Genomic DNA, 25896 nt, shown 5'->3' on the forward strand with positions numbered 1-25896 from the left:
GGGTTAAAATGAAATCAGCAAAATACTATTTAGCAGCTATTGTAGCTTTTACCATTTGGGGATTTTTTAGTTTAATACTAAAACCAATTCATGAGTACAATTCGTTGGATATCTTGTTTTATCGGGTTTTTAGTTGTGGTATTTTAATGTCTGTGATTGCGATATTATTCAAAAGAAAAGCTATTGTCGAGGCATGGGACTTTTTTAAGCAAATGAACAAATCAGAAAAGAGAAGAACCATTTTGCTTAACTTAGGGGGTACTTTTTTTTTGGTTACCAATTGGTTTACGTTTATATATGTGATGAATCATGTGAGCGTAAAAGCAACTTCTTTAGCGTATTTGGTTTGTCCCATTTTAACTACTCTGTTGGCTTATTTTATATTAAATGAAAAATTATCCAAAACCCAATGGTTAGCAGTCGGATTAAGTTGTACAGGTTGTGTTGTTTTAACATACACGTCTATAACCGATATGCTTTTTAGTATGGCAATCGGATTGAGTTATGCGTGTTATTTGGTAAGCCAACGTGTAAACAAAGGATTTGATAAATTTATAATACTAACGTTTCAAATTGTTATGGCTTCTTTGATCTTGGTTCCTTTTTTTCAAGCGTACAGCGGACCTGTTCCTACCGATGTCACGTTTTATTTTTGTATCGAAACCATAGCGATTATGTTTACCATTTTTCCGTTGTTTTTGAATTTGTATGCACTTTCAGGAATCAATTCTTCCACAGTTGGAATGTTGCTAAATATAAACCCCATGATTGCGTTTGCCTTGGCTTTATGGGTGTTCCAGGAACCAATTAACGAAGTGCAATTAGTAGCTTATGTTATTATTTTTGCAGCGGTATTGGTTTTCAATCAAAACTTCTTTGTGACCATTAGAAAAAAGCGAATCTTGATGAGCAAAGGAAATTGATGAAACCATTAAATATTGACATAAAAAAAACTCCCGCATTTGCAGGAGTTTTTTGTTTACTATATACAATTAAATTACTTACGTTTCATAACGCGTTCAACGGCTTCAACTATAGCTTCGTTGTTTAATTTGTATTTTTCCATCAATTGGGCAGGAGTTCCCGATTCACCAAAAGTGTCGTTAACTGCTACAAATTCTTGTGGAACTGGTGAATGCAAAGCCAAAACGCGCGAAATACTTTCTCCTAAACCACCTAAAATATTGTGTTCTTCGGCAGTAACAATGCATTTGGTTTTTGCTAACGATTTTAAAATAGCTTCTTCATCCAAAGGTTTAATCGTGTGAATGTTGATTACTTCGGCAGAAATACCTTTTTCTTCTAATTTTTCAGCAGCAATTAAAGCTTCCCAAACCAAGTGACCCGTAGCTACAATCGTAACGTCCGAACCTTCGTTTAATAAAATGGCTTTTCCGATTACAAAAGGAGCATCGGCAGGCGTGAAGTTAGGTACAACCGGACGACCAAAACGCAAATACGCTGGTCCGTGGTGTTCGGCAAGAGCAATGGTTGCTGCTTTAGTTTGGTTGTAATCGCAAGTATTAATTACCGTCATTCCAGGTAACATTTTCATCAAGCCAATATCTTCTAAAATTTGGTGTGTAGCACCGTCTTCTCCTAAAGTTAATCCGGCGTGCGAAGCACAAATTTTTACGTTTTTATCCGAATAAGCAACCGATTGGCGAATTTGATCGTAAACCCTTCCGGTAGAAAAGTTAGCAAAAGTTCCTGTAAACGGAATTTTTCCTCCAATGGTTAAACCAGCTGCAATTCCAATCATGTTGGCTTCTGCAATTCCGATTTGGAAAAAACGCTCTGGGTGGTTTTTTTTGAAATCATCAAATTTTAATGATCCAATTAAATCGGCACATAAAGCCACCACATTTTCATTTTTTTGACCTAATTCAGTCATTCCCGCTCCAAAACCCGAACGAGTATCTTTACTTCCTTGATTTTCGTATTTTTTCATTTTCATTTTTTGCTATATGAATAAACTCTAGGCAATAGGCATAATACGTATCGCTTACAGCTTAAAGCATTTTAATAATCTCCTAAAGTAGCTGCGTTTTGAGCCAATGCGTTTTCTAATTGTGCATCATTTGGTGCTTTACCATGCCATGCATGACTGTACATCATATAATCCACTCCGTTACCCATTTCGGTATGCAATAAAACACATACAGGTTTTCCTTTTCCAGTTTTAGCTTTGGCATTGGCCATTCCGGCTAAAATAGCGTCTAGGTTATTTCCTTCTTTAATCTCGATAACATCCCAATCAAAAGCTTCAAATTTAGCACGAAGACTTCCCATTGCCAAAACTTCATCTGTAGTACCATCAATTTGTTTTCCGTTTAAATCTACGGTAGCAATAATATTATCTACTTTTTTAGCAGAGGCATACATGATGGCTTCCCAGTTTTGACCTTCTTGTAATTCACCATCTCCATGTAGGGTATAAACCAAATGCGAATCGCCATTTAATTTTTTAGCCTGAGCAGCACCTAAAGCAACCGAAAGACCTTGCCCTAACGAACCCGAAGCAATACGCACACCAGGTAAGCCTTCATGAGTAGTAGGGTGCCCTTGTAAACGAGAATCTAATAATCTAAAAGTTGCCAATTCCGATACCGGAAAATAACCACTTCTTGCTAAAACACTATAAAATACAGGTGAGATATGACCATTAGAAAGAAAGAATAAATCCTCTCCAATTCCGTCCATGTCAAAACCTTCTTTACGGTCCATGATATTTTGATATAACGCTACTAAAAACTCTGTACAACCCAAAGAACCTCCTGGGTGACCCGAATTAACTGCATGAACCATTCTCAGAATGTCTCTTCTTACTTGGATAGTTAAATCGCTTAATTGTTGTGTGTTAGGTTTCATTTTATATATAAAAGTTAAACTGCGGCAAAGGTAATTTTTATTTTGCCGTAAGACAAATGATTTTTGCTATTAATACGCCTGATTTCGGACGGATAATTGTGATTTAGCAGTCTTTTTGACTAAAATAAAAATAAAATGAAAAAAATAGGATTGTTTTGAGTAGGTAGGGGTTTTAGGGTGAAGGTTTTTAACCAACAACTTTTAACCATAAAAAAAGCCCTGTAATTACAAGACTTTTAATACAAAATAGTTTTAAGAATACACTAGTTGTCACCGCGACTGTAAAAATTATTTTCTTCATCCTCGCTGCCAATCTTTTCTTGTTGGTCGTCGAGTTCGGCGCCTGGTACATCCAAATCACTTCCTAAGGAATCATCTTTTTCAATGTTGAAAGTGTTTTCATTCCATTCGCCTTCTTTCTGTTGCAAGTCGGGATTATTCGGAATTTTATTCGGGTCTACCGTATCGACTTTGTTGCCCCGATGAAAAATATCTTCGGTTGAAGGATATTGCATTTCATCTAAGTTTTCCTTGATTTCTTCTTCTTTTTCCGGAGTGTTGTTTTTATTTTTCATGATGTTATTTTTTAAAATTAAAATAGCAGTCTAGTACTATATAAATACCTAACTGTTTTGATAAAAGTAAGGCTTAAAAGAGGTTTGTATGTTATAGGTTTTAGGGCAGAAGTTCTATAGTTTGCAGGAACCCGTTAGACTATCTTAAAAGAAGTGTAAAATTTCGACTATTCTAATTCGGTAATTTTCAAATTAAACTATCTTTGTCAACCCAATTAGAAGGGAGAAACAGCGACATTATGAAGTTTGATTTAGTACAAAAAGACCCCTTGTCAAAAGCAAGAGCAGGAAGCATTACCACCGATCATGGCGTGATTGAAACACCTATTTTTATGCCCGTAGGTACGGTAGCTTCAGTAAAAGGGGTACACCAACGCGAATTAAAAGAGGAAATCAACCCCGATATTATTTTAGGAAATACCTACCATTTGTATTTACGTCCGCAAACCGAAATTCTCGAAAAAGCGGGTGGTTTGCATAAATTCATGAATTGGGATCGAAATATTTTGACCGACTCGGGTGGGTATCAAGTCTATTCGCTTTCCAATAACCGAAAAATAAAAGAAGAAGGGGTGAAGTTTAAGTCGCATATAGATGGCTCCTACCACTTTTTTACTCCTGAAAATGTAATGGAAATTCAGCGTACCATTGGTGCCGATATCATCATGGCTTTCGACGAATGTACGCCGTATCCGTGTGATTACCGTTATGCACAACGTTCGATGCACATGACACATCGTTGGCTAGATCGTTGTATCAATCACCTTGAAAAAGTGCCTTATAAATACGGTTACGAACAAACTTTTTTCCCGATTGTACAAGGAAGTACCTATAAAGATTTGCGTCGTCAGTCGGCGGAATATATTGCCAATTCGGGTCAACAAGGAAATGCTATTGGTGGTTTATCAGTTGGAGAACCAGCCGAAGAAATGTACGCCATGACCGAAGTGGTTTGTGAAATTTTGCCAGAAGACAAACCACGTTATTTAATGGGCGTTGGAACACCAATCAATATTTTAGAAAATATAGCATTAGGAATCGATATGTTTGATTGTGTGATGCCAACCCGAAATGCACGAAACGGAATGTTGTTTACGGCTAACGGGACTATCAATATTAAAAACAAAAAGTGGGAAGCCGATTTTTCGCCTATTGATGAAATGGGACACACTTTTGTAGATACCGAATATACCAAAGCGTATTTACGCCATTTATTTGCTGCTAACGAATACCTTGGGAAACAAATTGCAACCATTCACAACCTTGGATTTTACATGTGGTTGGTTCGCGAAGCCCGAAAACACATTATTGCGGGCGATTTCAGACCGTGGAAAGAAATGATGGTCAAAAACATGAGCCAACGATTATAAAGGTAAAAAGAGGTTTGAATAGAACCTCTAACCTCTAACCTCTAACTTCAACTCTAGAATGCTGACGATAATAGATAGGTACATTTTAAAACGATATCTGGCCACGTTTACCGTGATGTTGTTTATGTTTATTCCCATCGGAATCGTGATCGACGTTTCCGAAAAGGTAAACAAGATGATCGAAAACGAAATTCCGTTCGTCGATATTGCTATTTATTATTACAACTTTACGGTTTATTTTGCCAATTTGTTATTCCCGATATTTTTGTTTTTATCGGTAATCTGGTTTACATCCAAACTGGCAAACAACACCGAGGTAATTGCTATTTTAAGTTCCGGAATTTCATTCACACGTTTTCTTAGACCTTATATTATTGGAGCGACTATTGTTTCGGTTTTTGTTTTGCTGATGGGCTTTTTTATTGTCCCTTCGGCTAGTGAAGGCTTCAATAGTTTTCGATATACCTATTTAAAAGGAGGAGGTAAACAAGCAATGCGGGGCGATAATACCAATGTTTACCGACAAATTAGCGACGACGAATTCATTTTTGTAAACAGTTACAACGAAACCACCGAAACGGCTTATAATTTTACCTTAGAAAAATTCAATGGTGATCAATTGGATTATAAAATTGTAGCCAGTCGTATCAAATGGAATCCCAAAGACAGTACCTACACGTTATACGATTATACCAAACGAACTGTGGGGAAATTAAACGATAAAATTGAGCGTGTACCCGAAAAAAAGGCCAAGTTTAGCTTTGATTTAGAAGATTTAACACCGGTAGTTTACATTGCCGAAACCTTAAATTTTGGGAAATTAGTCGAGTTTATCGAGAAGGAAAAAGAAAGAGGATCGTCGGATATCAACACCTATTTGGTGGTTTTTTATAAAAAATTCAGTATTCCGGTTTCGGCTTTTATTCTGACTTTAATCGCCGTATCGGTTTCCTCAATGAAAAGACGTGGCGGAATGGGAATGAACCTTGCCATCGGAATTGCCATCGCCTTTTCTTATGTGTTCTTCGATAAAATCTTCGGAACATTAGCCGAAAAATCAACCTTTTCGCCTTTATTAGCCGTCTGGCTGCCTAATATTTTATACACTATTTTAGGATATTACCTACTACGTAATGCAAAACGATAAATTAAAAAGTTATTTAAACCTCCATTTAATTGTTTTTATTTGGGGATTTACCGCTGTTTTGGGCGCTTTAATTACCATTGATGCTGAGGTTTTGGTGTGGTTTCGCATGCTTTTTGCGGCACTGTTTTTAGCGGCTTTCATCTTAACCAAACGAAAATCATTTGGGGTGTCTACAAAGGCGGCCTTAAAATTAATTTTTATTGGCTTGCTCATTGCCTTACACTGGATTTTCTTTTTTAAAGCCATTCATGTTTCAAATGTTTCCATAACCTTGTCGGTTTTTTCCTTGGGTGCTTTTTTTGCCTCTTTGCTGGAGCCCTTGTTTTACGGAAGAAAAGTGCTTTGGTACGAAGTTTTTTTTGGACTCATAATCATTGCAGGGTTGGCCATGATAATGCAAGTCGAAGTGCATTATTTGCAAGGGGTATATTATGCCTTGGCTTCTATTATTTTAGGGGTTTTGTTTACCTTATTAAACGGCAAAATGATTACCCAGCACGATTCAACGGTTATTACGGTTTACGAATTTGGCGCGGGTGTAGTTTTTATTTCAATCTACTTGCTGTGGCAAAACAAACTCAATTGGCAAATTTTTGATATGGGAACTAATAATTGGGTATTATTATTAGTACTGTCTTCGGTTTGTACAGCCTATGCTTTTACAGCTTCGGTAAAAGTGATGCAAAAATTAACGCCTTATACCGTGATGTTAACTACGAATTTAGAACCTGTATACGGCATCATTTTGGCTTATTTTATCATTGGAGAAAAAGAAAAAATGAGCACCGAATTTTATTTTGGAGCGCTTATTATTGTAGCTACAGTTATTTTAAACGGCGTCATCAAACACTATAGTAATCAAGCAAACCTAAAAGTGCAGGTCTAAATCAAATAGGTATTGCTTAACTTAAATCAAAAATTAAACGTGCCAAACGATATAATATTTTTATATTTGCGGTTCGAATTAAAAATACAAATTCAAAAATCCTATGGAATATTTAGATTTTGAGCTTCCGATAAAAGAGTTAGAGGAGCAATTAGAAAAGTGTGTTGTCATTGGAAAAGAATCGGATGTTGATGTAACGCCTACTTGTAAACAAATCAACAAAAAGTTAGAAGAAACTAAAAAAAGCATATATAAAAACCTAACGGCTTGGCAACGCGTACAATTGTCAAGACATCCAAACCGTCCGTATACACTGGATTATATCAAAGCCATTTGCGGAGATACTTTTTTAGAGTTACATGGCGATCGTAGTTTTAAAGACGACAAAGCGATGGTGGGTGGTTTAGGAAAAATCGACGGTCAATCGTACATGATTATCGGGCAACAAAAAGGATTCAATACCAAAACACGTCAGTACCGTAATTTCGGAATGGCCAATCCAGAAGGGTATCGTAAAGCCTTGCGTTTGATGAAAATGGCCGAAAAATTCGGTATTCCAGTTGTTACTTTTGTCGATACTCCTGGAGCATATCCTGGTTTAGAAGCGGAAGAAAGAGGTCAAGGGGAAGCCATTGCACGTAATATTTTCGAAATGGTTCGTTTACAAGTGCCTATCATTACCATTATTGTAGGCGAAGGTGCTTCGGGTGGTGCTTTAGGAATTGGAGTAGGTGACCGCGTGTACATGCTTGAAAACACCTGGTATTCGGTAATTTCGCCAGAATCGTGCTCGTCAATCTTATGGAAAAGTTGGGAATATAAAGAAAAAGCTGCCGATGCCTTAAAATTGACTTCTTCGGATATGAAGAAACAAAAATTGGTAGATGATGTTATTCCTGAACCGCTAGGAGGAGCACATTTTGACAGAGAAACCACTTTTGCAACGGTTATAAAATATATCAACAAAGCATACGCCGAATTAAAAGATTTATCAACAGCTGATTTAATCGCGCAACGCATGGATAAATATTCAAACATGGGCGAATACAAAGAGTAAAGCTTTTGTTCTTATCATATCAAAATCCGAAACAGTCTTGTTTCGGATTTTTTTTGACTTATGAACAAAAAAATGTAGTTTATAAACAATTTATTCTAATAACTCAATGGGTGTTTTTTTTTAATTTTTGTTATTTTCGCTAAATGGAAAATTTCAAAAATATAAACCCTGTTAAGGTAGATAAAACTACAATTATTAATTTAGAAAAAGGAAAACTACCACCGCAAGTACTTGATTTAGAAGAGGCTGTGTTGGGTGCGATGATGATTGATAAAAAAGGGGTAGATGATGTAATTGATATTTTACAACCCGATGCCTTTTACAAAGAGGCACACAAACACATATTCGAAGCCATATTGCAGCTTTTTACCGAAACCCAGCCTATTGACTTATTAACGGTTTCGAGTCAGTTGAAAAAAAATGGAAAATTAGAACTCGCTGGTGGCGATTTTTACCTGATTCAACTTACGCAAAAAGTGGCTTCTTCTGCCCATATCGAGTTTCACTCGCGTATTATTTTACAAAAATTCATTCAACGTAGTTTGATTCGAATTTCGTCCGAAATCATCGAACAATCCTACGACGAAACCACCGATGTTTTTGATTTGCTCGATCAAGCCGAATCCAAATTATACGAAGTCACACAAGGAAACATCAAACGAAGTTCTGAAACAGCACAAAGTTTGGTATTACAAGCCAAAAAGCGTATCGAAGAAATTGCCGGAAAAGAAGGCTTGAGTGGGGTGGCAACAGGTTTCGAAAAATTAGACCAAGTAACCTCGGGTTGGCAACCTTCCGATTTGATTATTATTGCAGCGCGTCCGGGTATGGGTAAAACGGCTTTTGTACTATCCATGGCTCGAAATGTAGCTATTGATTTTGGACACCCTGTGGCAGTATTTTCGCTAGAGATGGCCTCGGTACAGTTAATTACGCGTTTAATTTCGTCAGAAACGGGTTTGTCTTCTGAAAAATTGCGTACCGGAAAACTTGAAAAACACGAATGGGAACAACTGAGCACCAAAGTAAAAGACCTAGAAAGGGCGCCTCTTTTTATAGACGATACACCCTCGCTTTCCATATTTGACTTACGGGCAAAATGCCGTCGTTTGGCTTCGCAACATGGTATCAAATTAATTATTATTGATTATTTGCAATTGATGACAGCCGGTGGTAATGGTAAAGGAGGAGGAAACCGTGAGCAAGAAATTTCAACCATTTCCCGAAACCTAAAAGCATTGGCCAAAGAGCTAAACGTTCCGGTAATTGCCTTATCGCAGCTTTCGCGTGCGGTAGAAACACGTGGCTCTAGCAAAAGACCTTTGTTGTCCGACCTTCGTGAATCGGGTGCAATTGAGCAGGATGCCGATATTGTTTCGTTTATTTACCGCCCCGAATATTATAAAATTGAAGAATGGGACGACGATGAGCAATCACCAACTCAAGGTCAGGCGGAATTCATTATTGCGAAACACCGTAACGGTGGACTCGAAAACATACGTTTGAAATTCTTGGGGCATTTGGGTAAATTTGATAACCTCGAAGATTTCACTGGTGGCTTTGATGATTTACCGTCTAAAATGAATTTGGATGATAATCCGTTCATCACCAAAAACCTGCCATCTGTTAACGAAGCCTTTGGTAGCAATTTAAATGATGATTACGACGATAGCGATGTGCCTTTTTAAAATTTAAAGCCTCAGTTGCATTTATTTTACTATAAGGTTGTATGATTCTTTAAAATCTTTACTTTAGCAACTCTTTTAACAAAACTATTTTTATTAACTACTATTAAATTTAAATTATGGAAAATCAATCATTGAGAGAGAAAGACACAGAAATTACATTAGATATTGCCCAGAAATGGGTTAAGAAATGGAAAGATTCTAAGGGTGAATTAATGGTTTCTGGAAAAAAAATTGACTCTTTTTTAATACCTAAATACAGTTTAGAAAAACTTTTGGCGGAAGATATTGATGCTGCTCGTGCGTATATTGGTGTTAATGACGAAGGTTTGCAAACAATTATGTTAGTGGGGACACGTAAAGATGATAAAGGAATTTACCGTGATCTTATAAAGGGATATACAGCTAACGAAACAAAAGCTTTAACGGATTCTGAAGGTGATATTTATGATTTCAATGAACCTAACCCACCAGGAACAGGAGATGATGAAAGTCCAATGAATCAGTAGTCTCAATGCGTGAATATCTAGTCAATTTTGGGTATTTTCTTTTGATTGCAAATAGCGTTTTATACATTTTTAAATACTTCTCAAATAGTAAGTCATATAGGATATTTACTATGTATTTGTTAATGTTATGTGCCGTTCAAATGGGAGCAGTTATTTACACCTATTTCTTAAAGCAAAACAACCTTTTTTTGTCTCATGTTTATTTTCTAGGGCAGTTTTTAATCCTAAGTTTTTTTTATTTGCAATTATTAAAAAATAAGAAACAACAATTGTTTGTTAAAATTATGTTGGCAATAACTTTGCTTATTTTCTTTATACAATATATTGTACAACCTGATTTAATCGATAAATTCAATTTATTTGAAATTCTCATAACTAATTCGTTATTAATTGTATACATGTTAATGCATTCCTATAATATGTTAGAAAGTAAAAGAGAATTTTATTTTGTAAATCTAGGATTGTTGATTTATTTACTTAGCAGTACTATACTTTTTATTTTTGGAAATCTTACAGCAAATTTAAGTAAAGATGTTAAAATGATTACTTGGACTTTAAATGCGGCTTTAACAGTTATGTACCAATTGTTTTTTCTCTACGAATGGAAAGTAAGTTATGTTAAAAAAACGTTGAAGAATTAAATAGCATTTAGTTAGGTTTAACAATATATTACCCGTAGTATATTTTCTTTTTTTGTAAAATTAAATGATTATCAGTGAACTATGAATAAGGTAGTAATGTATACAATTGCATATTAAGTTTTTATGTGCTTATGACCCTGAAAGTCTAATAAAATTATATTATGTATGATTTTTTACTTTATTGTAGTTACTTTATATTAACTATAAATTTTATTTTATTTGGCATTAGCTATTTTCGAAAGAAGACGGTTAATGCTTTTTTCCTAATTTACTTGGGGTTTGCTACAGTTTTGCAGATTGTAATGGAAATAATGTATAAGCTACATATAAAGAACAATGTGTATTTGGTAAATGTTTTCTTTGTGGGTCAAATGATTTTATTAGCTCTTTTTTTCAAAAGTATCTTATCTTTTTCAATTCAAAAAAAAATTACAAATTATATCTTACTCTTTAATATATTGTATTTTTTGTGCTTTTTTGGTTTAAACTTTAAATATTTTTTTGAATTCAATTTGAGTATAATAACGATTACTTCTTTATCGATTATTGTAATTGCAAGTATGCATCTATTAAATCAGTTAACAAGTACTAAATTGTATTATCATTTCACAATAGGATTGTTATTATACTTGTTTTCAAGTACTGTTTTTTATCTAACAGCAAATATTACGAATAGCTGGAGTAACGAATTACAGTTTCTTACTTGGACCATAAATGCAGGATTGCTTGTAGTGTATTATCTTTTCATTCTCTACGAATGGAAAGTAAGTTTTGCTCAAAAAACCTTGAAGAATTAAATAGTTGTTTTTAATTTTTTAAATACCGTGTAATTAGGTTTACAATTATAAGAATTACTTTTACATGATAGATGATGTGTTGATTTATACGGGTTATGGCATTTTAGTACTTAACCTGATTTTATACAGCATTTCCTTTTTTTTCAAAAAGAAAGGCAATGCTTTTTTTATTGCCTATTTGTTTTTTTGTACCGCGATGCAATTTTCAATGGAGTTAATGTATCTGTTAGGGAAAGAGAATCTTTTTTTGGGAAATACTTTTTTTATAGGTCAGGTAATTATAATCAGCTTGTTTTATAAAAGTCAGTTTAGTTTGCCATTCAAAAAAAAACTGTGTAACTGGATTTTGGGAGTAAATATACTGTATGCAATCCTGTTTTTTAGTTATGATTTTCAATTTGTTTTTCAAACGAATCTCAGTATCATAACCCTAAGTTCATTGTCAATTCTTATCTTGATTTATGCCTTTTTTTACAGTAAATTAACTAGGAATAAGGAATATTTTAATTTTTCTATGGGTTTATTAATGTATGTATGCGCTAGTGAAGTTATTTATTTATCGGCTAACATCACCAATTCATGGAGTAATGAGTATAAGTTTTTTACATGGCGGATTAATTCACTTTTAATTATTATATATTATCTTTTAATCTGGTATGAGTGGAAAGTAAGTTTTGCTCAAAAAAAAGCTCAGTTGCAAAAAACTTCCTGATTTATAAGTTAAAACTGAAGCCCAAATTTTTTATTTTTCTTTACTGTTTATTACTATTTTTAAGCAAAATTTTCATTTCAAATTAGTATGGTATGGCATTAGATTACGAAAAAGAAGTAGTGACCGTTATAGTATGTATTTCGATGTTTTTTATGACCATTGCTATTTTACTCGTTGTCTTTTTTTATCTCTCTCGTAAAAAGTTAATTCATAAGGAACTGGAGAAAAAAAATCTCGAAATCGAAATGCAAAACGAACTAATCAAAGCAGTTATTGTAACGCAAGAAGAGGAACGAAAACGAATTGCGCAAGATTTACACGATGATATTAGCTCCAAGTTAAATGTGGTAGGTTTAAATGGGCATTTGTTAAAAACACCCAATTTGCTCCCTCACGAACTCGAAGAAATTACCAATAATATCATTACCCTAAACAACAAAGCACTCGAAAATTCACGTAAAATTGCACACAACCTGCTTCCGCCAGTGTTAGAAAAATTCGGATTGGAAGCCGGAATTCGTGAATTGTGTCTCGAGTTTGAATCGGGAAAAACACTAATAATAGATTTTATTCAAGAAACGATCATCGAACAAGATTTAAATCGCGATTTGCATGTATTTCGAATCTTGCAAGAATTATTAAACAACTCGGTTCGCCACGGAAAAGCATCTAAAGTCAAAATTAAAATAGATAAAACCAAAGAAGGCTATTGTTGCCACTACCACGATAACGGTGTTGGTTTTGATGTTAATAAGGCGACGCATCAAAAAGGACTGGGAACCAAAAATATGGCCAGTAGGGTACAGTATTTAAATGGAGAATTAATAATAAATTCGGCTGTAGGTGAGGGAATTACCGTCTATTTCACATTTTAGTCTTGATAATTGACAGTTTATTTCATATTTTTTTGTACTTTTCGCTAACCAAATGCAATATGAACGCGTCCCAAATCCGTTTTTATTGTAATTTTTTTTGAAAACCCCTAACTACAGACCTCAAAAAAGAATTATGAAAAGCGTTATTTCAATTGTTTTGGTAGATGATGAACTCTTATTTCGTCAGGGCGTAAAATTCATGATCAATCGTGACGAAAATCTTGAAGTGATTTATGAAGCTTCGAATGGGGGTGAATTGTTAAACTACTTAGAAACAACGCCAACTTTACCCGATATTGTAATAACTGATTTAAAAATGCCCGTTTTAAATGGGGTTGAAACGACTAAAATTCTGCAAAAACAATATCCTAATCTTAAAATTATTGCATTAACCAGTTACGATTCGCCTTCTTTTATTGCCAATATGCTAGATGTAGGAGCAGCTTCTTTTATACTTAAAAATGCACATCCCGAAGATTTAATTGCAACTATTAAAGAAGTTGCCGATAAAGGATTTTATTATAACGATAGAGTGCTTAAAATTGTAAAAGAAATTGAGCTCAAAAATAAAACAACAAAAAGCGAATTAGATGCGGGATTTTTATCGCCCCGTGAAATTGAAGTTTTACAACTCATTTGTGAACAAAAAAATACAGCTCAAATTGCCGAAATTCTTTGCATTAGTCCTAGAACCGTCGAGGGGCATCGAACGAATCTATTATTAAAAACCGACTCCAAAAATATTGCCGGTTTGGTGGTTTTTGCTATTCAAAACAAAATTACTTTGATTGATTTTTAATGAGTTTAGCTCAGTAAAAAACGAATAGAGAGTACGTAGTATACGATAATCATTAAAATAAGGATTCCAACCCCAATTTTTTTAAGTAGGCTCAACCCTTTTGGTTGATTGTTGTAGTTTTCGGTGTTCATGACAATAGTTTTTTAATTGGTTATTCGTTACACAAACCTACTGCAAATTTTTTTTTTGTCACTGCGTGGTTTTACGTGATTTTAAGAATCGAATTGTTAAAATTTCATTTTTGAGATGGTAAACGATGTAAATAAATAAGGTAATTAAAAGAGCTTTTCTAAAGCTTCTACCATAACTTTTTTATCTTTGAGAACAAATAGTTGTACTATGTTCAAACGATTTTTTTTAGTTGTTTTCTTTATTCTGTCAATTACGTCTCTAAGAGCGTCTTTTATTTTGTTGCCCATGGACGAAACCTCACAACAAAATCATTTAAAGGCGTATGGTATTACCTATTGGTGTTTAACTAACCAATATAAAGCTAGTTGGTTACTCAATTACCGAGGTGGTTCTTTTTTACTACCAGATGCGGCCAATATTAGAAAAGAATGCCATATTCGTGGAGTAAGCTTTGAATTGCTTTCAGATGATCAAGCCAATACTATTTTAGAAGAAATTGCAAGTCCATCGCAAAATATGGAAGCAGTAGTATTAGAAAAAGCTCCAAAAATTGCCGTGTACACTCCCAAAGGGAAACAGCCTTGGGATGATGCCGTTACCTTAGTTTTAACCTATGCCGAAATTCCGTTTACCGAAATTTATGATACCGAAGTGTTAACCGACCAATTGGTTATGTACGATTGGTTGCATTTGCACCATGAAGATTTTACAGGTCAATACGGAAAATTTTATGCCGCTTATAAAAATACGCCTTGGTACTTGGAACAAAAACAAGAAGCGGAAAGTTTGGCCAAACAATTAGGTTACGGGAAAGTTTCGGTAGAGAAAGGTGCTGTTGCCAAAAAAATTAGAGATTTTGTAGTAGGTGGAGGCTTTATGTTTGCCATGTGTTCGGCTACGGATAGTTTTGATATTGCCTTAGCAGCCGATGGTGTTGATATTTGCGAAGCCATGTTTGATGGGGATGCTAGTGAACCGAATTACCAATCAAAGTTGCAATATGCCAATAGTTTTGCTTTCAAAGATTTTACCTTAGAACGCCGTCCGGAACAATACGAGTTTTCAAATATTGATATGACAGGGCAAAGGCACATCCCGATGGATAAAGATTATTTTACGTTAATGGAATTTTCGGCCAAATGGGATCCTATTCCGAGTATGTTGTGTCAAAACCATACCCAATTAGTTAAAGGATTCATGGGGCAAACTACCTCCTTTAATCCTGATGTAGTCAAATCGAATGTATTGGTTATGGGTGCTTGCGAATTAAACGGAGAGGCCCGTTACATTCACGGCGAAAAAGGAAAAGGAATGTTTACGTTTTTTGGCGGACACGATCCTGAAGATTTTCAGCACAAAGTAGGTGATCCTCCAACGGTTTTAGATTTGCATCCTAATTCACCCGGCTACCGTTTAATATTAAATAACGTATTGTTCCCAGCTGCTCGCAAAAAACACCTTAAAACCTAAAAAGAAAAGTTAGTTTTTTTTATAGCGGTTTTTAATGGCATGCCCAATAATGATGATTTGCAAAACCAATAATGCTGGTAGATAAAGCAATTGCCAATCAATTTCAAGAATGCCAATTTGTGCGCAGATAAAAGCCACAAAGTAGGATAAAAAAAAGGTGAGTAATATCGTTTTGTAAATAATTTTTGCTTTATCCGAACTTAATTTTAGCAGAATAGGTCTAAATTTAGTTACGAAGGAGTGTTTTGGAAGAGGCATAACAACAGTTCTTTTAAACAAAAATAAATCAAAACAATTACCCTTTTTTACGGAAAACCGTAAATTAGCTTTTATCTCAATTCATTTAATATGCGTTGTTTTGTGGATTTGTTTCTCAAATGCCGAAAGGTGTTATTCTTAAAAAATAAAAACGGATTTATTTCATGTGAAAATTTATAAAATCGATGTACTGATTTTTTTTGAGAGAATAAGTGTAATGGTTTTAAAAATTAATAGAACTATATAGTAGTGCTACTTTTGGGATTTTTATATTAAATGAGATTGCTATCAAAAAAAAACAGAAGCCACGCTAACGTGACTTCTGTTTTGATATTCAATTTTGATTTAAAATTAGTTGGTAATAATATTAAATCCTTGGATTCTTCCGCTTTCTTTTAAACGGAAAGTTTCTTTGGTAACTTTAGTAGCAGGATTGTATTGCATTACACCAGAAAACCCTTCTGAAGTATTGTTTGATAAGAAATAGATTTCTCCATTATGGAAAAATGGATTTTGGGTGGTGTAGAAATTATCTGCAGGCATATCCAAACGAGTTGCTTTTTTAGTGGCAACGTCTATTTCATTCCAATACCAAACATCACTTCTATATTTCACGCCATGTTGACCACCACCATAATACGATACCGCTCTAGAAGGTATGGTAGTGTAAATTTTATTATTGTAAGCAAACAAACGATTAAACTCTGCAGGAAACTGGTACGATTTGATATCCAATTCAAACTCGGTATCAAAAGTAGTTTGACCGCTTTTAATTCTAAGAATTTTAGATGAATAATCCGTTGGTTGTGTTTTCATATCTCCAACAGTAGCAAAATACAAGTCTTTTGTTACCTCGTCTAAACTCCATAAAACATGATCAATGAATACACCTAAATTGGTAGTACCACCAATTCGGGTAACATTTTCAATTTTGTTTGTAGTCAAATTGTAAACCGCTATCGCAACTTCTTTAACAGGAGGTGTTACTTGCCAGTTGTTACCTTCTTTTGTTCCGCATAACAAATCCAAATACAATTTATCATCTCTTTTGGCAATGATTAATTGACCAATAGATTCTAATGGCTGTCCTTCTGATAATGATGAAAAATCAATTTCTCCGGTTCTTTCCATAGTTGTTGGGTTGAATTTTTGCAATTTCAAACCACCGCGAACTTTATCCCAATAGAAACCTTCAGTAGCACTTGCTACCAAGAAATTGGTTTCGTATGCATTGGATTGTGATGGTAAAAATCCCAAATCTACTATTTTACCAGTAGCATCAATACCCATTCTGTTAATTCCTTGTTTGGTGTTGGTAACATCATTTACTTTGTAAAGCATATCACCTAAATTTCTTCCTCCTAACGAAGAAGCTACTTGTAAAAATGGCAATCCAGCCAAATTAATTTCTCTTGACTTGTTGTCTTTTAAAGCATAGATACCACCGCTCCAGTTTGCGGCTCCGTTATAAATAACCCAAGTTTCATTTTTTGGTAAGGTGTCATCTGGAGTGATTTCTTCTTTTGAATCGTTTTCGCTACTACAAGAAAATAAGAAGATGCAAGCGGCTAATCCGGTAAGTGCTGATCGAAATGAATTATTTCTTTTCATAATTAAGTGGATGTATTAAATTATATTAAAATAGTTGATATACAATTTTGAAATGGAATGATCTTCCGGGACGTTGCACATTGAAATTATCGTACAATTTTACATTTCCCACATTTCGACATTCAGCCGAAAGTGTGGTTTTTTTGTCTGCAAAATGATAGTAAAGTCCCAAATCATTCGAAAATTGACCCAAGCGACCATCTTTCGGTATAATCAAAGAGGTCTGAAACTCTTTCACAGGTTCAAATAATCCGGGTTCCTGACTTTTAGGAATCGGAACTAGAAAAAAACGATGGGTATAATTAGCATTCCAAGTGAAATTGACTTGGTCTGTTTTATTGAATATGCTTGTAAAAGTTGTATTTACCCACAGGTTTCCAAACAAATACGGAATGTTGGGTACTCTAGAATCGTTTAAATATTTGAAAGCCGATTCTTCTATTCCTACCCTGCGAATATCTTGATAGGTCATGTTGAAACCGGTAGTTAGCCATTTGTTTACTATATAGTTGGTTTCGATTTCTAAACCTTTGATATTCGATTTCTCGTAATTGATGTAACGATTAAACGGAATATCGAGTTGCAAGAAAATAATATCTTTTACTTTTCGATAAAATAAATTGGCCGAAAAAGTAACACTACTATTAGCTTGAGTAAGGGTATATTGACCATTTAAATTGACATTGTGACTTTTTTCAGGATTCAAATCTAAATTTTCCTTAACCATGCGTGCATCGCCAAAAATCTCAAATTCATCAGGTAAACGGGTTGCGTATTCGTAAGATAACTTAAGTAATGTACTTTCTTTTTGCCATTTTAAAGCGCCCAAATAACCAAATTGCTGGTCGTTTTTGGAAGATTTCCAAGCAAAACCATAATTGTCGGTGGTAAATCCTTCGGTTTGATATTGATAAAATTTAGCAGCCAAGATACTTTCTAATCGAGTATTTTGCCACAGTGATCGCCAAGCCAAGGCCAAATTGTTTTTTTGATATGTAGCTGGAATGGTGAGTACATCTACATTTTCTATTACCGAAACAGCTCCAAGTGGATCGCTTCCTTTTCGGCGTTGGTAGTAATACAATTCGCTAAATTCTAAAAAATTATAATCAGATAATTCGTATTCAGCATTCAGCCTAGATGATACAAAATCATAATGTAAATGTTGATTATTACCAGCTCTAATCTCGCCTGGTTGCATATTTTCGGCAATGATTGCGCCTTTCCAATTGTAACGTACCGTTGCAGTATCAATAAATTTGGTATTAAAATGGCTATAGTTGGTTAAGAGGTTGACTTTTAGCTTATCGTCAAAAAAACGTTTTTTGTAATGAACCATTCCAGTAAAATTCGTTTCATAAGAAAACGGTTTTCCGTATACATTCACCATGTTGGCATCATTCTGAATTTGCTTATAAAAATCCGAATAAATTAAGGTGAAACGCAAGTCATCTGCCCACGTTTTATCTTTTAGCCCAATAAATGCCTCAACATATTTAGAGCGAGTCATGTCGTGAAAACGTTTTACATCGCTATATTCTTCAACAGCAGCATCATTTTGTATGGGTACATTTACTTTATAATTGTTGTCGGAATAATTAAATGTTCCGTTAATACCACCATAAAAGTTGTTTTTGTTTTGTAAGAAAAAATTAACCGTGGCTCGATGGGTATTAAAAGAGACTAATTCATATGAGGCTTCACAAAAATTTTTGTTTGAAGTTCGTGTAACCAAATTAATTCCACCTCCAAGAGCATCGGACGCCAAATAAATAGGCATTACACCTTTGTAAATTTCAACACGGTCAAGCATGTTTAGCGGTATGGTACCCAAACTGAATCCATGTCCAAATAATTCAATTGGAATGCCGTCTTTAAATATACGGACCGCTTTTCCTTGTAAACCACCTAAATTAATTTGTACGGCCGATCCAATATTACCATCTGTACGCAATTTGACACCAGAGGCTCTATTCAAGTAATCGCCAACATCGCCGGCTTTGTCGTATTGTTTTTTAAAGTCGATGACGGATACCGAAAAGGGTGATTCTTCAATTTCTTGTTTGATGCTTTTATTGTGTATGACAACCTCATTTAATTTATCGGATTTTTCTATATAGACTGGAATGTGGTAGGTAAAATGATTTTTTTGGCCGCATGTTACAACAAGAGCCTCTTTTAAGAGTGTCTGATTGTCTTTTACAAGTTCAATACTATGATTACCTTCATCCAAATCAAGTTGAACGACTCCTGAACTAGAACTTACGGCTAGAATTTTAGAATTAATTAATAGGGTTATGCCCGATATTGGTTTGCCATTTTTATCTTGAACATTTATAGATACAGGGCAGGCATGGGCTAAGCACCAACCAAACAAGGCTATGAAAAGAAATGTGATTCGAGTAATCAAATATTTTTATTTAAACTTATTATAAATTAAATTTGCATTGCAAATGTATTTGAAATCACCGAAGCCGATTTATGAATATGGAAGTTTTAATTATGAATTTAGAAGTTTAAGAGATGGCATTTAAAATCGATTCAAATGATTTTTCGGAGTTTTTAGTAGTGGATGAAAATGAGGGGCTACATCAACCAAATGTGGTGGTAGATGAAATTAAAGCAGTAAAGTATGCGACGCCCAAAGGCGCTATTTTCTTTAACGAACAGTCTGTTACAGATGAATTATCTATTTTTCAAGGAAAATACCAATTACAAGACGATGTGACCATTTCGGGTAGAGGAGAAGCGGCTTTATTAGAATTACATTTCAACCTATCCAATCATAAAATCGGATTTATCAATCCAGGGTCGGCAAAAGAGTTTGCTGCTCCAATGTCGGGAAATATCACCTACCTAACCGCGGAAGATAATTATGCCAAAATTGACTTTAAAAAAAATGTGGTATACAACACTTTTGATGTTCATTTGCCTGTAAGTTTGCTAAACCAATATGCAGGAGAATCAGCAATTATGGACCATTTTTTAAGTAGTATTGAGCATAACTTAAGCGCAGCCTTAGCCAATCAAGAAATAAAGGTGACCGCTAATATTTATGCAGTAATGCAGGATATAAAGAATTGTTTTTATAAAGGACTTACTCGTAAAATATATATCGAATCTAAAGTTTATGAGCTTATCGCCTTGTGTCACTATAATTTAGAAACGGAAAAGGAAATTACTCTTTGGTCTAATGCGGATGTAGAAAAAATTCATTTCGCTGCTCAATTAATACGAGATCATATAGATAATCCGTTTACTATTCTAGAACTCTCACGAAAAGTAGGAATCAATCAAACTAAACTCAAAGAGGGGTTTAAAGCTATTTATAACGACACGGTTTTTGGCTATCTACAAGACATCAGAATGAACAAAGCGCGGAAATATTTAACGGATACTACTCTCTCTGTACTCGAAATTAGCCAGCTTTCAGGATACAAAAGTGTTTCTAATTTTAGTATTGCGTTTAAGAAAATATACGGCTATTCTCCCATTAAGTTGCGATTAAAATGATCCTATCGCCTATAGTTTTTAATGTTTATAAAAAAAGGAAGAACAGCGTCATCACATCTTGCTTAAAATAGTAAATACACTCAATCTACAAAAGCTAAAAAACACAGTATTTTCTTTATGCATTTTTCTAAAATGGTCGAGTAGGTTTAGTAAACAGATAAATTAATTTTAAATACAGTCAATTACATTATCTTTAACCCTTCTGGATTTAGGTGCTACTTCAATACGATTAAAGTCGTCCGCTGCAGCATAACCTACCGCCATAGCTACTACGGGTTGGAAAGTTTCAAGATTAAGAATGGTTTTGTATTGATCGGTCTCAATACCTTCCATAGGAGTTGAATCAAGTTCCAAAGCGGCACTAGCTGTTAAAGCAACTCCCAATGCAATATAAACTTGTTGTGTTAACCATTGTTTTAAATCGGCTGAGGAAGTGTTTGCTTTAATTTGATTGTACCATTTTTGACGAGCTTCAGGCAATTCGGTAGCCACTACTTTTTGAAAAGCATCCAAATCATCGGCTACGCTAAATACAATGATAAGCGGAGCTTGTGTTACTTTTTCGGCATTGTGCATCGATACTTTGGCTAATTGTGCTTTTATTTCCGGATTTTGTACAAACGTAAATTTCCAAGGTTGGATATTAATGGAAGAAGGGCAGAGGTAGAGCACTTCTTTTAAGATTTCGATTTTGTCTTGCGGAATCGCTTTTTCGGCATTGTATTGCTTCGCGGTATATCTTTTTTGCATCAATTCTAAAATCTCCATAATATGTTTTGTTTTTTGTAACGGCGGTAAAGGTAGTAAATCAGAAACTTTTTAATACGGTTTTCTAGGTCTTCTCTTAAAAGTAAAATGCAATTACGTCATAAAAATAAAGGTCTTAAGAAGCTTGTTTTTCGGAGAAAGGCTTCTTTAAAGCCCAAAAGCAAAAACCCATCCGTAGTACGAATGGGTTTTCTAGTATAAGTAAGTAATTTAAATTGAGTTGATAAAACGTTTATTTTACTTTATTAAGTATTGCTTTGAAAGCCTCTGGGTGATTCATTGCTAAATCAGCAAGTACTTTACGGTTCAATTCGATACCGTTAGACTTAACTTTCCCCATAAACTGAGAATAAGACATTCCTTCCAATCTTGCTCCAGCGTTGATACGTTGAATCCATAAAGAACGGAAATTTCTTTTGTTTTGTTTTCTATCACGGTAAGCATAGCACATTGCTTTCTCAACCGCGTTCTTAGCAACTGTCCAAACGTTTTTACGTCTACCAAAGTAACCTTTGGCTTGCTTCATTATTTTTTTTCTTCTTGCTCTTTTAGCAACTGAATTTACCGATCTTGGCATAATTTTATTGTTTTTTTGTAGCAGGCGTCCTGAATTTAATCAAAGGAACTTATGGCCATACTCCAAGGTTATTAAATTTGTTTTTAACCTAAAGAAAATCTGTAGTCAAATGTCTTAATGTCAAATGTTGAAAGCCATCTTCTGACTTTTAAACTTTATGACTTTTAAACTTTGGACTTATTAGATAATTCTTAATTGTTGTTTGATGCTTTTTTCATCTGTTTTGTGAACTAGCGCTGAGTGTGTCAAAGCCAATTTACGTTTTTTAGATTTTTTAGTCAAGATGTGACTTTTAAAAGCATGCTTTCTTTTAAGCTTTCCAGAACCAGTAACTTTAAAACGTTTCTTGGCGCTAGATTTTGTTTTCATTTTAGGCATTTTTCCTAGTGTTTTTTAATTTATTCTTACTTACTTATATTTTAAAAAGCTATAGGCTTTGGGCTATAAGCTTTAGGCAAATGGTTAAGAAACTTTTTGCTTACAACTTAAAGCTTATGGCTTACAGCAAATGTTTATTTCTTCTTTTTAGGAGCAATGAACATAATCATTCTTTTTCCCTCAAGTACGGGCATTGCTTCTACTTTACCGTATTCCTCTAAATCTTGAGCCAAACGCAAAAGCAAAATCTGTCCCTGATCTTTATAAATGATAGAACGACCTTTAAAGAATACGAATGCCTTTAATTTAGAGCCTTCTTTCAAAAACTTCTCCGCATTTTTCTTTTTAAATTCGTAATCGTGCTCGTCGGTTTGAGGCCCAAATCGAATTTCTTTAATCGTTACTTGCGTGGATTTGGCTTTTAAGATTTTGTCACGCTTTTTTTGTTCGTATACAAATTTCTTATAGTCCATGATTTTACAAACAGGCGGCTCGGCATTGGGAGAAATCTCTACCAAATCCAATTCAAATTCGTCGGCTAAACGTAGGGCTTCTGAGAGTTTGTAAACTCCAGGCTCAATGTTCTCACCTACAAGTCTTACTTCTTGTAATCCACGAATATTATTGTTTATTCTGTGGGCATCTTTTTTTTCTACTCGAGGTTGATGACCTCTGTTGCTTCTTATTGCTATGGCTTTATAAATTTAAGTTAAACAGTAAATACTTTCAATGTCTTTTTTATTTCTTCTTCTACCATCAAAGCAAATGCTTCTATGGTAACAGTGCTATTTCCTTTTCCTTCTTGACCGTGGCGACGAATAGAAATGGTTTGGTTTTTCTCTTCTTCTTCCCCTACAATCAACATAAATGGTACTTTTTGCATTTCTGCATCTCTAATTTTCTTACCGATAGTTTCATTTCGGTTGTCAATTAGGGCGCGAATTTCGTGATTTTCTAGCAATTCTAAAACTTTTTTAGCATAATTTTCGTATTTCTCGCTCAAAGACAAGATAATAGCTTGCTCAGGCATCAACCATAATGGGAAGTTTCCTGCTGTATGTTCTAGTAAAATGGCGATAAAACGCTCCATAGAGCCAAATGGGGCTCTGTGAATCATCACCGGACGATGTAATTCGTTATCGGCTCCTTTATAAGTCAAGTCAAAACGTTCGGGTAAATTATAATCTACCTGAATCGTACCCAATTGCCATTGTCTTCCTAAAGCATCTTTCACCATAAAATCCAACTTCGGACCGTAAAAGGCAGCTTCTCCATATTCTACAACGGTGTTCAATCCTTTGTCTTTGGCAGCATTGATGATGGCGTTTTCCGCTTTTTCCCAATTTTCATCGGTGCCAATATATTTGTCTCGGTTTTCTTGATCACGTAAAGAAATTTGAGCTGTAAAGTTTTCAAACCCTAACGATCCGAATACATATAGTACCAAATCAATTACTTTTTTGAACTCTTCGTCTAGTTGTTCTGGAGTACAAAAGATATGAGCATCATCTTGAGTAAATCCTCTTACGCGAGTCAAACCATGTAATTCGCCCGATTGCTCATAACGATAAACAGTACCAAATTCAGCATAACGCTTAGGTAAGTCTTTGTATGACCATGGTCGAACATTGTAAATCTCGCAGTGATGAGGGCAGTTCATAGGCTTTAATAAAAACTCCTCGCCTTCTGCTGGGGTATGAATCGGTTGAAAGCTGTCGGCTCCGTATTTAGCATAATGACCAGAAGTTACATAAAGTTCTTTTTGACCAATATGCGGACTAACGACTTGTTCGTAACCGGCTTTTTTTTGGGCTTTCTTTAAAAATTGTTCCAAACGCTCACGTAAAGCTGCCCCTTTTGGTAACCACAAAGGTAAACCTTGACCTACTTTTTGAGAAAAAGCAAACAACTCCAATTCCTTGCCTAACTTGCGGTGATCACGACGCTTGGCTTCTTCTAAAAGTTCTAAATATTCGGTTAAGTCTTTTTGTTTAGGGAAAGAGGTTCCGTATACACGAGTCAATTGTTTGTTTTTCTCGTCACCTCTCCAATAAGCGCCTGCAACACTCATTATTTTTACAGCCTTGATGATGCCGGTATTCGGAATGTGGCCACCGCGACATAAATCGGTAAAAGTAGCATGATCGCAAAAGGTAATGGTGCCGTCTTCTAAATTCGAAATCAATTCGGTTTTGTAAACGTTGTCTTTGTATAGTTCTAATGCTTCCGCTTTAGTTACCGGACGCATTTTAAATTCGTGTTTCCCTCTTGAGATTTCTAAAATGCGGTCTTCAATTTTTTTGAAGTCTGCTTCAGAAATTTTTTGATCTTCAAAGTCAACATCATAGTAAAATCCGTTAGCAATCGCTGGTCCAAGTGTTAATTTGATGCCAGGGTACAGTTCTTCTAAGGCTTGTGCCATGACATGCGAAGTCGAATGCCAGAACGCTTTTTTGCCTTCTGCATCATTCCAAGTGTATAAAATAAGATTACCATCGGTCGTTAAAGGAGTCTCGGTTTCAATAGTAGTACCATTAAAAGATGCTGAAATAACATTTCGAGCAAAACCTTCGCTAATGTTTTTAGCGACCTCCATTGGAGTACTGCCTGAAGCAAACTCCCTAACTGACCCATCGGGCAAAGTAATCTTAATCATTGTTTATAATTTTGTGAGTGCAAATATACTTTATTACTAAAACACATACAATATATATGTAGTTAGTTTTTTGAGTTCCGAATGTTTTACGTCGTTACTAGTGTATGATGAAGAATAGTTAAGTAGTAGATGACTGGTATAGCTATAACAGGATTTATTAATAACCGGTATAGTTGTTTCAGGACTAATCACTCCCTTCTATGTCATCCCGAAGAATGAGGGATTGAATAAAGCATATCTCTAAAACCATTATATTAGCTTATCAGGAATTATTTAATAACGTATATGGTAAATTTAGAACGCCTCAAAAAACCGAAAACCGAACCAATAACCATTCCCACCACCCAAAACCGACAACTCACCATTCACCATTCACAGCTCACCAAAATAAAGCATGAATAATTTTCTCCTACCTCAAAAGCAACAATCAAGCATAGTAAAACACCTTTTTCAGAATCTAGAATACTATAAAAACAGAGGTAACACAAAAACTTTTAAAAAAAGTTAGGTTGTAAGTAATGCAGGTATAGCAAGTTAAGTATTTGTATTAAGCGACTATTAAAAAAAGAATAAAAAAAGGCTTGTTTAATTGAATAAAGTGTCTACTTT

General features: G+C 34.8%; 24 protein-coding genes. 12 read left to right on the top strand and 12 right to left on the bottom strand.

The genetic code is table 11. From position 1 onward, the window contains the following. The first annotated feature begins 8 nt into the window (after positions 1-8). Positions 9-923: an EamA family transporter gene (locus tag I5M07_RS11675; RefSeq protein WP_200106615.1), complete on the top strand. Its 915-nt coding sequence runs from the start codon at positions 9-11 to the stop codon at positions 921-923. Between the two features lie 74 nt (positions 924-997). Here I5M07_RS11675 and I5M07_RS11680 read toward each other — a convergent pair whose 3' ends face one another. The 3 genes from I5M07_RS11680 to I5M07_RS11690 form a co-directional block, all read right to left on the bottom strand. Further along, positions 998-1951, bottom strand: a complete 954-nt coding sequence (locus I5M07_RS11680; RefSeq protein ID WP_200106616.1) for a transketolase family protein — start codon at positions 1949-1951, stop codon at positions 998-1000. Between the two features lie 71 nt (positions 1952-2022). Further along, positions 2023-2871, bottom strand: a complete 849-nt coding sequence (locus I5M07_RS11685; protein WP_200106617.1) for a transketolase — start codon at positions 2869-2871, stop codon at positions 2023-2025. Positions 2872-3134: 263 nt separating this feature from the next. Further along, positions 3135-3446, bottom strand: a complete 312-nt coding sequence (locus I5M07_RS11690) for a hypothetical protein (RefSeq protein ID WP_200106618.1) — start codon at positions 3444-3446, stop codon at positions 3135-3137. Positions 3447-3685: 239 nt separating this feature from the next. Between I5M07_RS11690 and tgt the strand changes: the two genes are divergently transcribed. The 9 genes from tgt (at position 3686) to I5M07_RS11735 (ending at position 13924) form a co-directional block, all read left to right on the top strand. After that, positions 3686-4816 carry a tRNA guanosine(34) transglycosylase Tgt gene (tgt, locus tag I5M07_RS11695; RefSeq protein ID WP_200106619.1) on the top strand — a complete coding sequence of 377 codons (1131 nt, stop codon included), beginning with the start codon at positions 3686-3688 and terminating at the stop codon, positions 4814-4816. A 58-nt stretch (positions 4817-4874) separates the two neighbouring features. Next, positions 4875-5963, top strand: coding sequence for an LptF/LptG family permease (locus I5M07_RS11700; protein ID WP_200106620.1), 1089 nt, complete (start codon positions 4875-4877; stop codon positions 5961-5963). Continuing rightward, on the top strand, positions 5950-6849 hold the full coding sequence (locus I5M07_RS11705; protein WP_200106621.1) for a DMT family transporter: 900 nt from the start codon (positions 5950-5952) through the stop codon (positions 6847-6849). Before I5M07_RS11700 ends, I5M07_RS11705 begins: the two co-directional genes overlap by 14 nt. A gap of 103 nt (positions 6850-6952) precedes the next feature. After that, complete coding sequence (locus tag I5M07_RS11710; RefSeq protein ID WP_200106622.1) at positions 6953-7906, top strand: acetyl-CoA carboxylase carboxyltransferase subunit alpha; 954 nt, start codon at positions 6953-6955, stop codon at positions 7904-7906. Positions 7907-8049: 143 nt separating this feature from the next. Continuing rightward, positions 8050-9594, top strand: coding sequence for a replicative DNA helicase (gene dnaB / locus I5M07_RS11715; protein ID WP_200106623.1), 1545 nt, complete (start codon positions 8050-8052; stop codon positions 9592-9594). A gap of 116 nt (positions 9595-9710) precedes the next feature. After that, positions 9711-10100: a hypothetical protein gene (locus I5M07_RS11720; protein ID WP_200106624.1), complete on the top strand. Its 390-nt coding sequence runs from the start codon at positions 9711-9713 to the stop codon at positions 10098-10100. A gap of 284 nt (positions 10101-10384) precedes the next feature. After that, positions 10385-10741: a hypothetical protein gene (locus tag I5M07_RS11725; protein ID WP_200106625.1), complete on the top strand. Its 357-nt coding sequence runs from the start codon at positions 10385-10387 to the stop codon at positions 10739-10741. Positions 10742-12342: 1601 nt separating this feature from the next. After that, complete coding sequence (locus I5M07_RS11730; protein ID WP_200106626.1) at positions 12343-13125, top strand: sensor histidine kinase; 783 nt, start codon at positions 12343-12345, stop codon at positions 13123-13125. Between the two features lie 133 nt (positions 13126-13258). Next, positions 13259-13924 (top strand): response regulator transcription factor, encoded by a 666-nt coding sequence (locus tag I5M07_RS11735; protein WP_200106627.1) that lies wholly within the window; start codon positions 13259-13261, stop codon positions 13922-13924. Positions 13925-13929: 5 nt separating this feature from the next. Here I5M07_RS11735 and I5M07_RS16055 read toward each other — a convergent pair whose 3' ends face one another. Then, on the bottom strand, positions 13930-14055 hold the full coding sequence (locus I5M07_RS16055) for a hypothetical protein (protein ID WP_262894777.1): 126 nt from the start codon (positions 14053-14055) through the stop codon (positions 13930-13932). A gap of 286 nt (positions 14056-14341) precedes the next feature. Between I5M07_RS16055 and I5M07_RS11740 the strand changes: the two genes are divergently transcribed. Then, a complete protein-coding gene (locus I5M07_RS11740; protein WP_233622047.1) occupies positions 14342-15526 on the top strand; it encodes an asparagine synthetase B in 1185 nt (394 codons plus the stop codon). A 9-nt stretch (positions 15527-15535) separates the two neighbouring features. On the opposite strand, the gene I5M07_RS11745 is transcribed toward I5M07_RS11740, so the two are convergent. The 3 genes from I5M07_RS11745 to I5M07_RS11755 all read right to left on the bottom strand — a co-directional run bounded on the left by I5M07_RS11745 (position 15536) and on the right by I5M07_RS11755 (position 19805). Further along, positions 15536-15784, bottom strand: a complete 249-nt coding sequence (locus tag I5M07_RS11745; protein WP_200106629.1) for a hypothetical protein — start codon at positions 15782-15784, stop codon at positions 15536-15538. Between the two features lie 351 nt (positions 15785-16135). After that, positions 16136-17395, bottom strand: a complete 1260-nt coding sequence (locus I5M07_RS11750; protein WP_200106630.1) for a hypothetical protein — start codon at positions 17393-17395, stop codon at positions 16136-16138. A gap of 25 nt (positions 17396-17420) precedes the next feature. After that, the gene (locus I5M07_RS11755; RefSeq protein ID WP_233622049.1) at positions 17421-19805 is read right to left on the bottom strand and encodes a TonB-dependent receptor plug domain-containing protein; all 2385 of its coding nucleotides are present in this window, start codon (positions 19803-19805) and stop codon (positions 17421-17423) included. 113 nt (positions 19806-19918) lie between these two features. Between I5M07_RS11755 and I5M07_RS11760 the strand changes: the two genes are divergently transcribed. Continuing rightward, positions 19919-20908 carry a helix-turn-helix transcriptional regulator gene (locus I5M07_RS11760; RefSeq protein WP_200106631.1) on the top strand — a complete coding sequence of 330 codons (990 nt, stop codon included), beginning with the start codon at positions 19919-19921 and terminating at the stop codon, positions 20906-20908. A gap of 168 nt (positions 20909-21076) precedes the next feature. Here the strand turns inward: I5M07_RS11760 and I5M07_RS11765 are convergent, their stop codons facing one another. The 5 genes from I5M07_RS11765 to thrS form a co-directional block, all read right to left on the bottom strand. Then, positions 21077-21676 carry a nitroreductase family protein gene (locus I5M07_RS11765; protein WP_200106632.1) on the bottom strand — a complete coding sequence of 200 codons (600 nt, stop codon included), beginning with the start codon at positions 21674-21676 and terminating at the stop codon, positions 21077-21079. A 232-nt stretch (positions 21677-21908) separates the two neighbouring features. Further along, entirely contained in the window at positions 21909-22253 is a 345-nt protein-coding gene (gene rplT / locus I5M07_RS11770) for a 50S ribosomal protein L20 (protein ID WP_200106633.1), read from the bottom strand. A 180-nt stretch (positions 22254-22433) separates the two neighbouring features. Next, positions 22434-22631, bottom strand: coding sequence for a 50S ribosomal protein L35 (rpmI, locus tag I5M07_RS11775; RefSeq protein ID WP_200106634.1), 198 nt, complete (start codon positions 22629-22631; stop codon positions 22434-22436). Between the two features lie 134 nt (positions 22632-22765). Further along, the gene (gene infC, locus I5M07_RS11780) at positions 22766-23263 is read right to left on the bottom strand and encodes a translation initiation factor IF-3 (protein ID WP_317191328.1); all 498 of its coding nucleotides are present in this window, start codon (positions 23261-23263) and stop codon (positions 22766-22768) included. 77 nt (positions 23264-23340) lie between these two features. Further along, positions 23341-25287, bottom strand: a complete 1947-nt coding sequence (gene thrS, locus I5M07_RS11785) for a threonine--tRNA ligase (protein WP_200106635.1) — start codon at positions 25285-25287, stop codon at positions 23341-23343. Between the last annotated feature and the right edge of the window lie 609 nt (positions 25288-25896).

It is taken from the genome of Flavobacterium agrisoli, assembly GCF_016522065.1.
In the GTDB taxonomy this organism is placed as follows: domain Bacteria; phylum Bacteroidota; class Bacteroidia; order Flavobacteriales; family Flavobacteriaceae; genus Flavobacterium; species Flavobacterium agrisoli.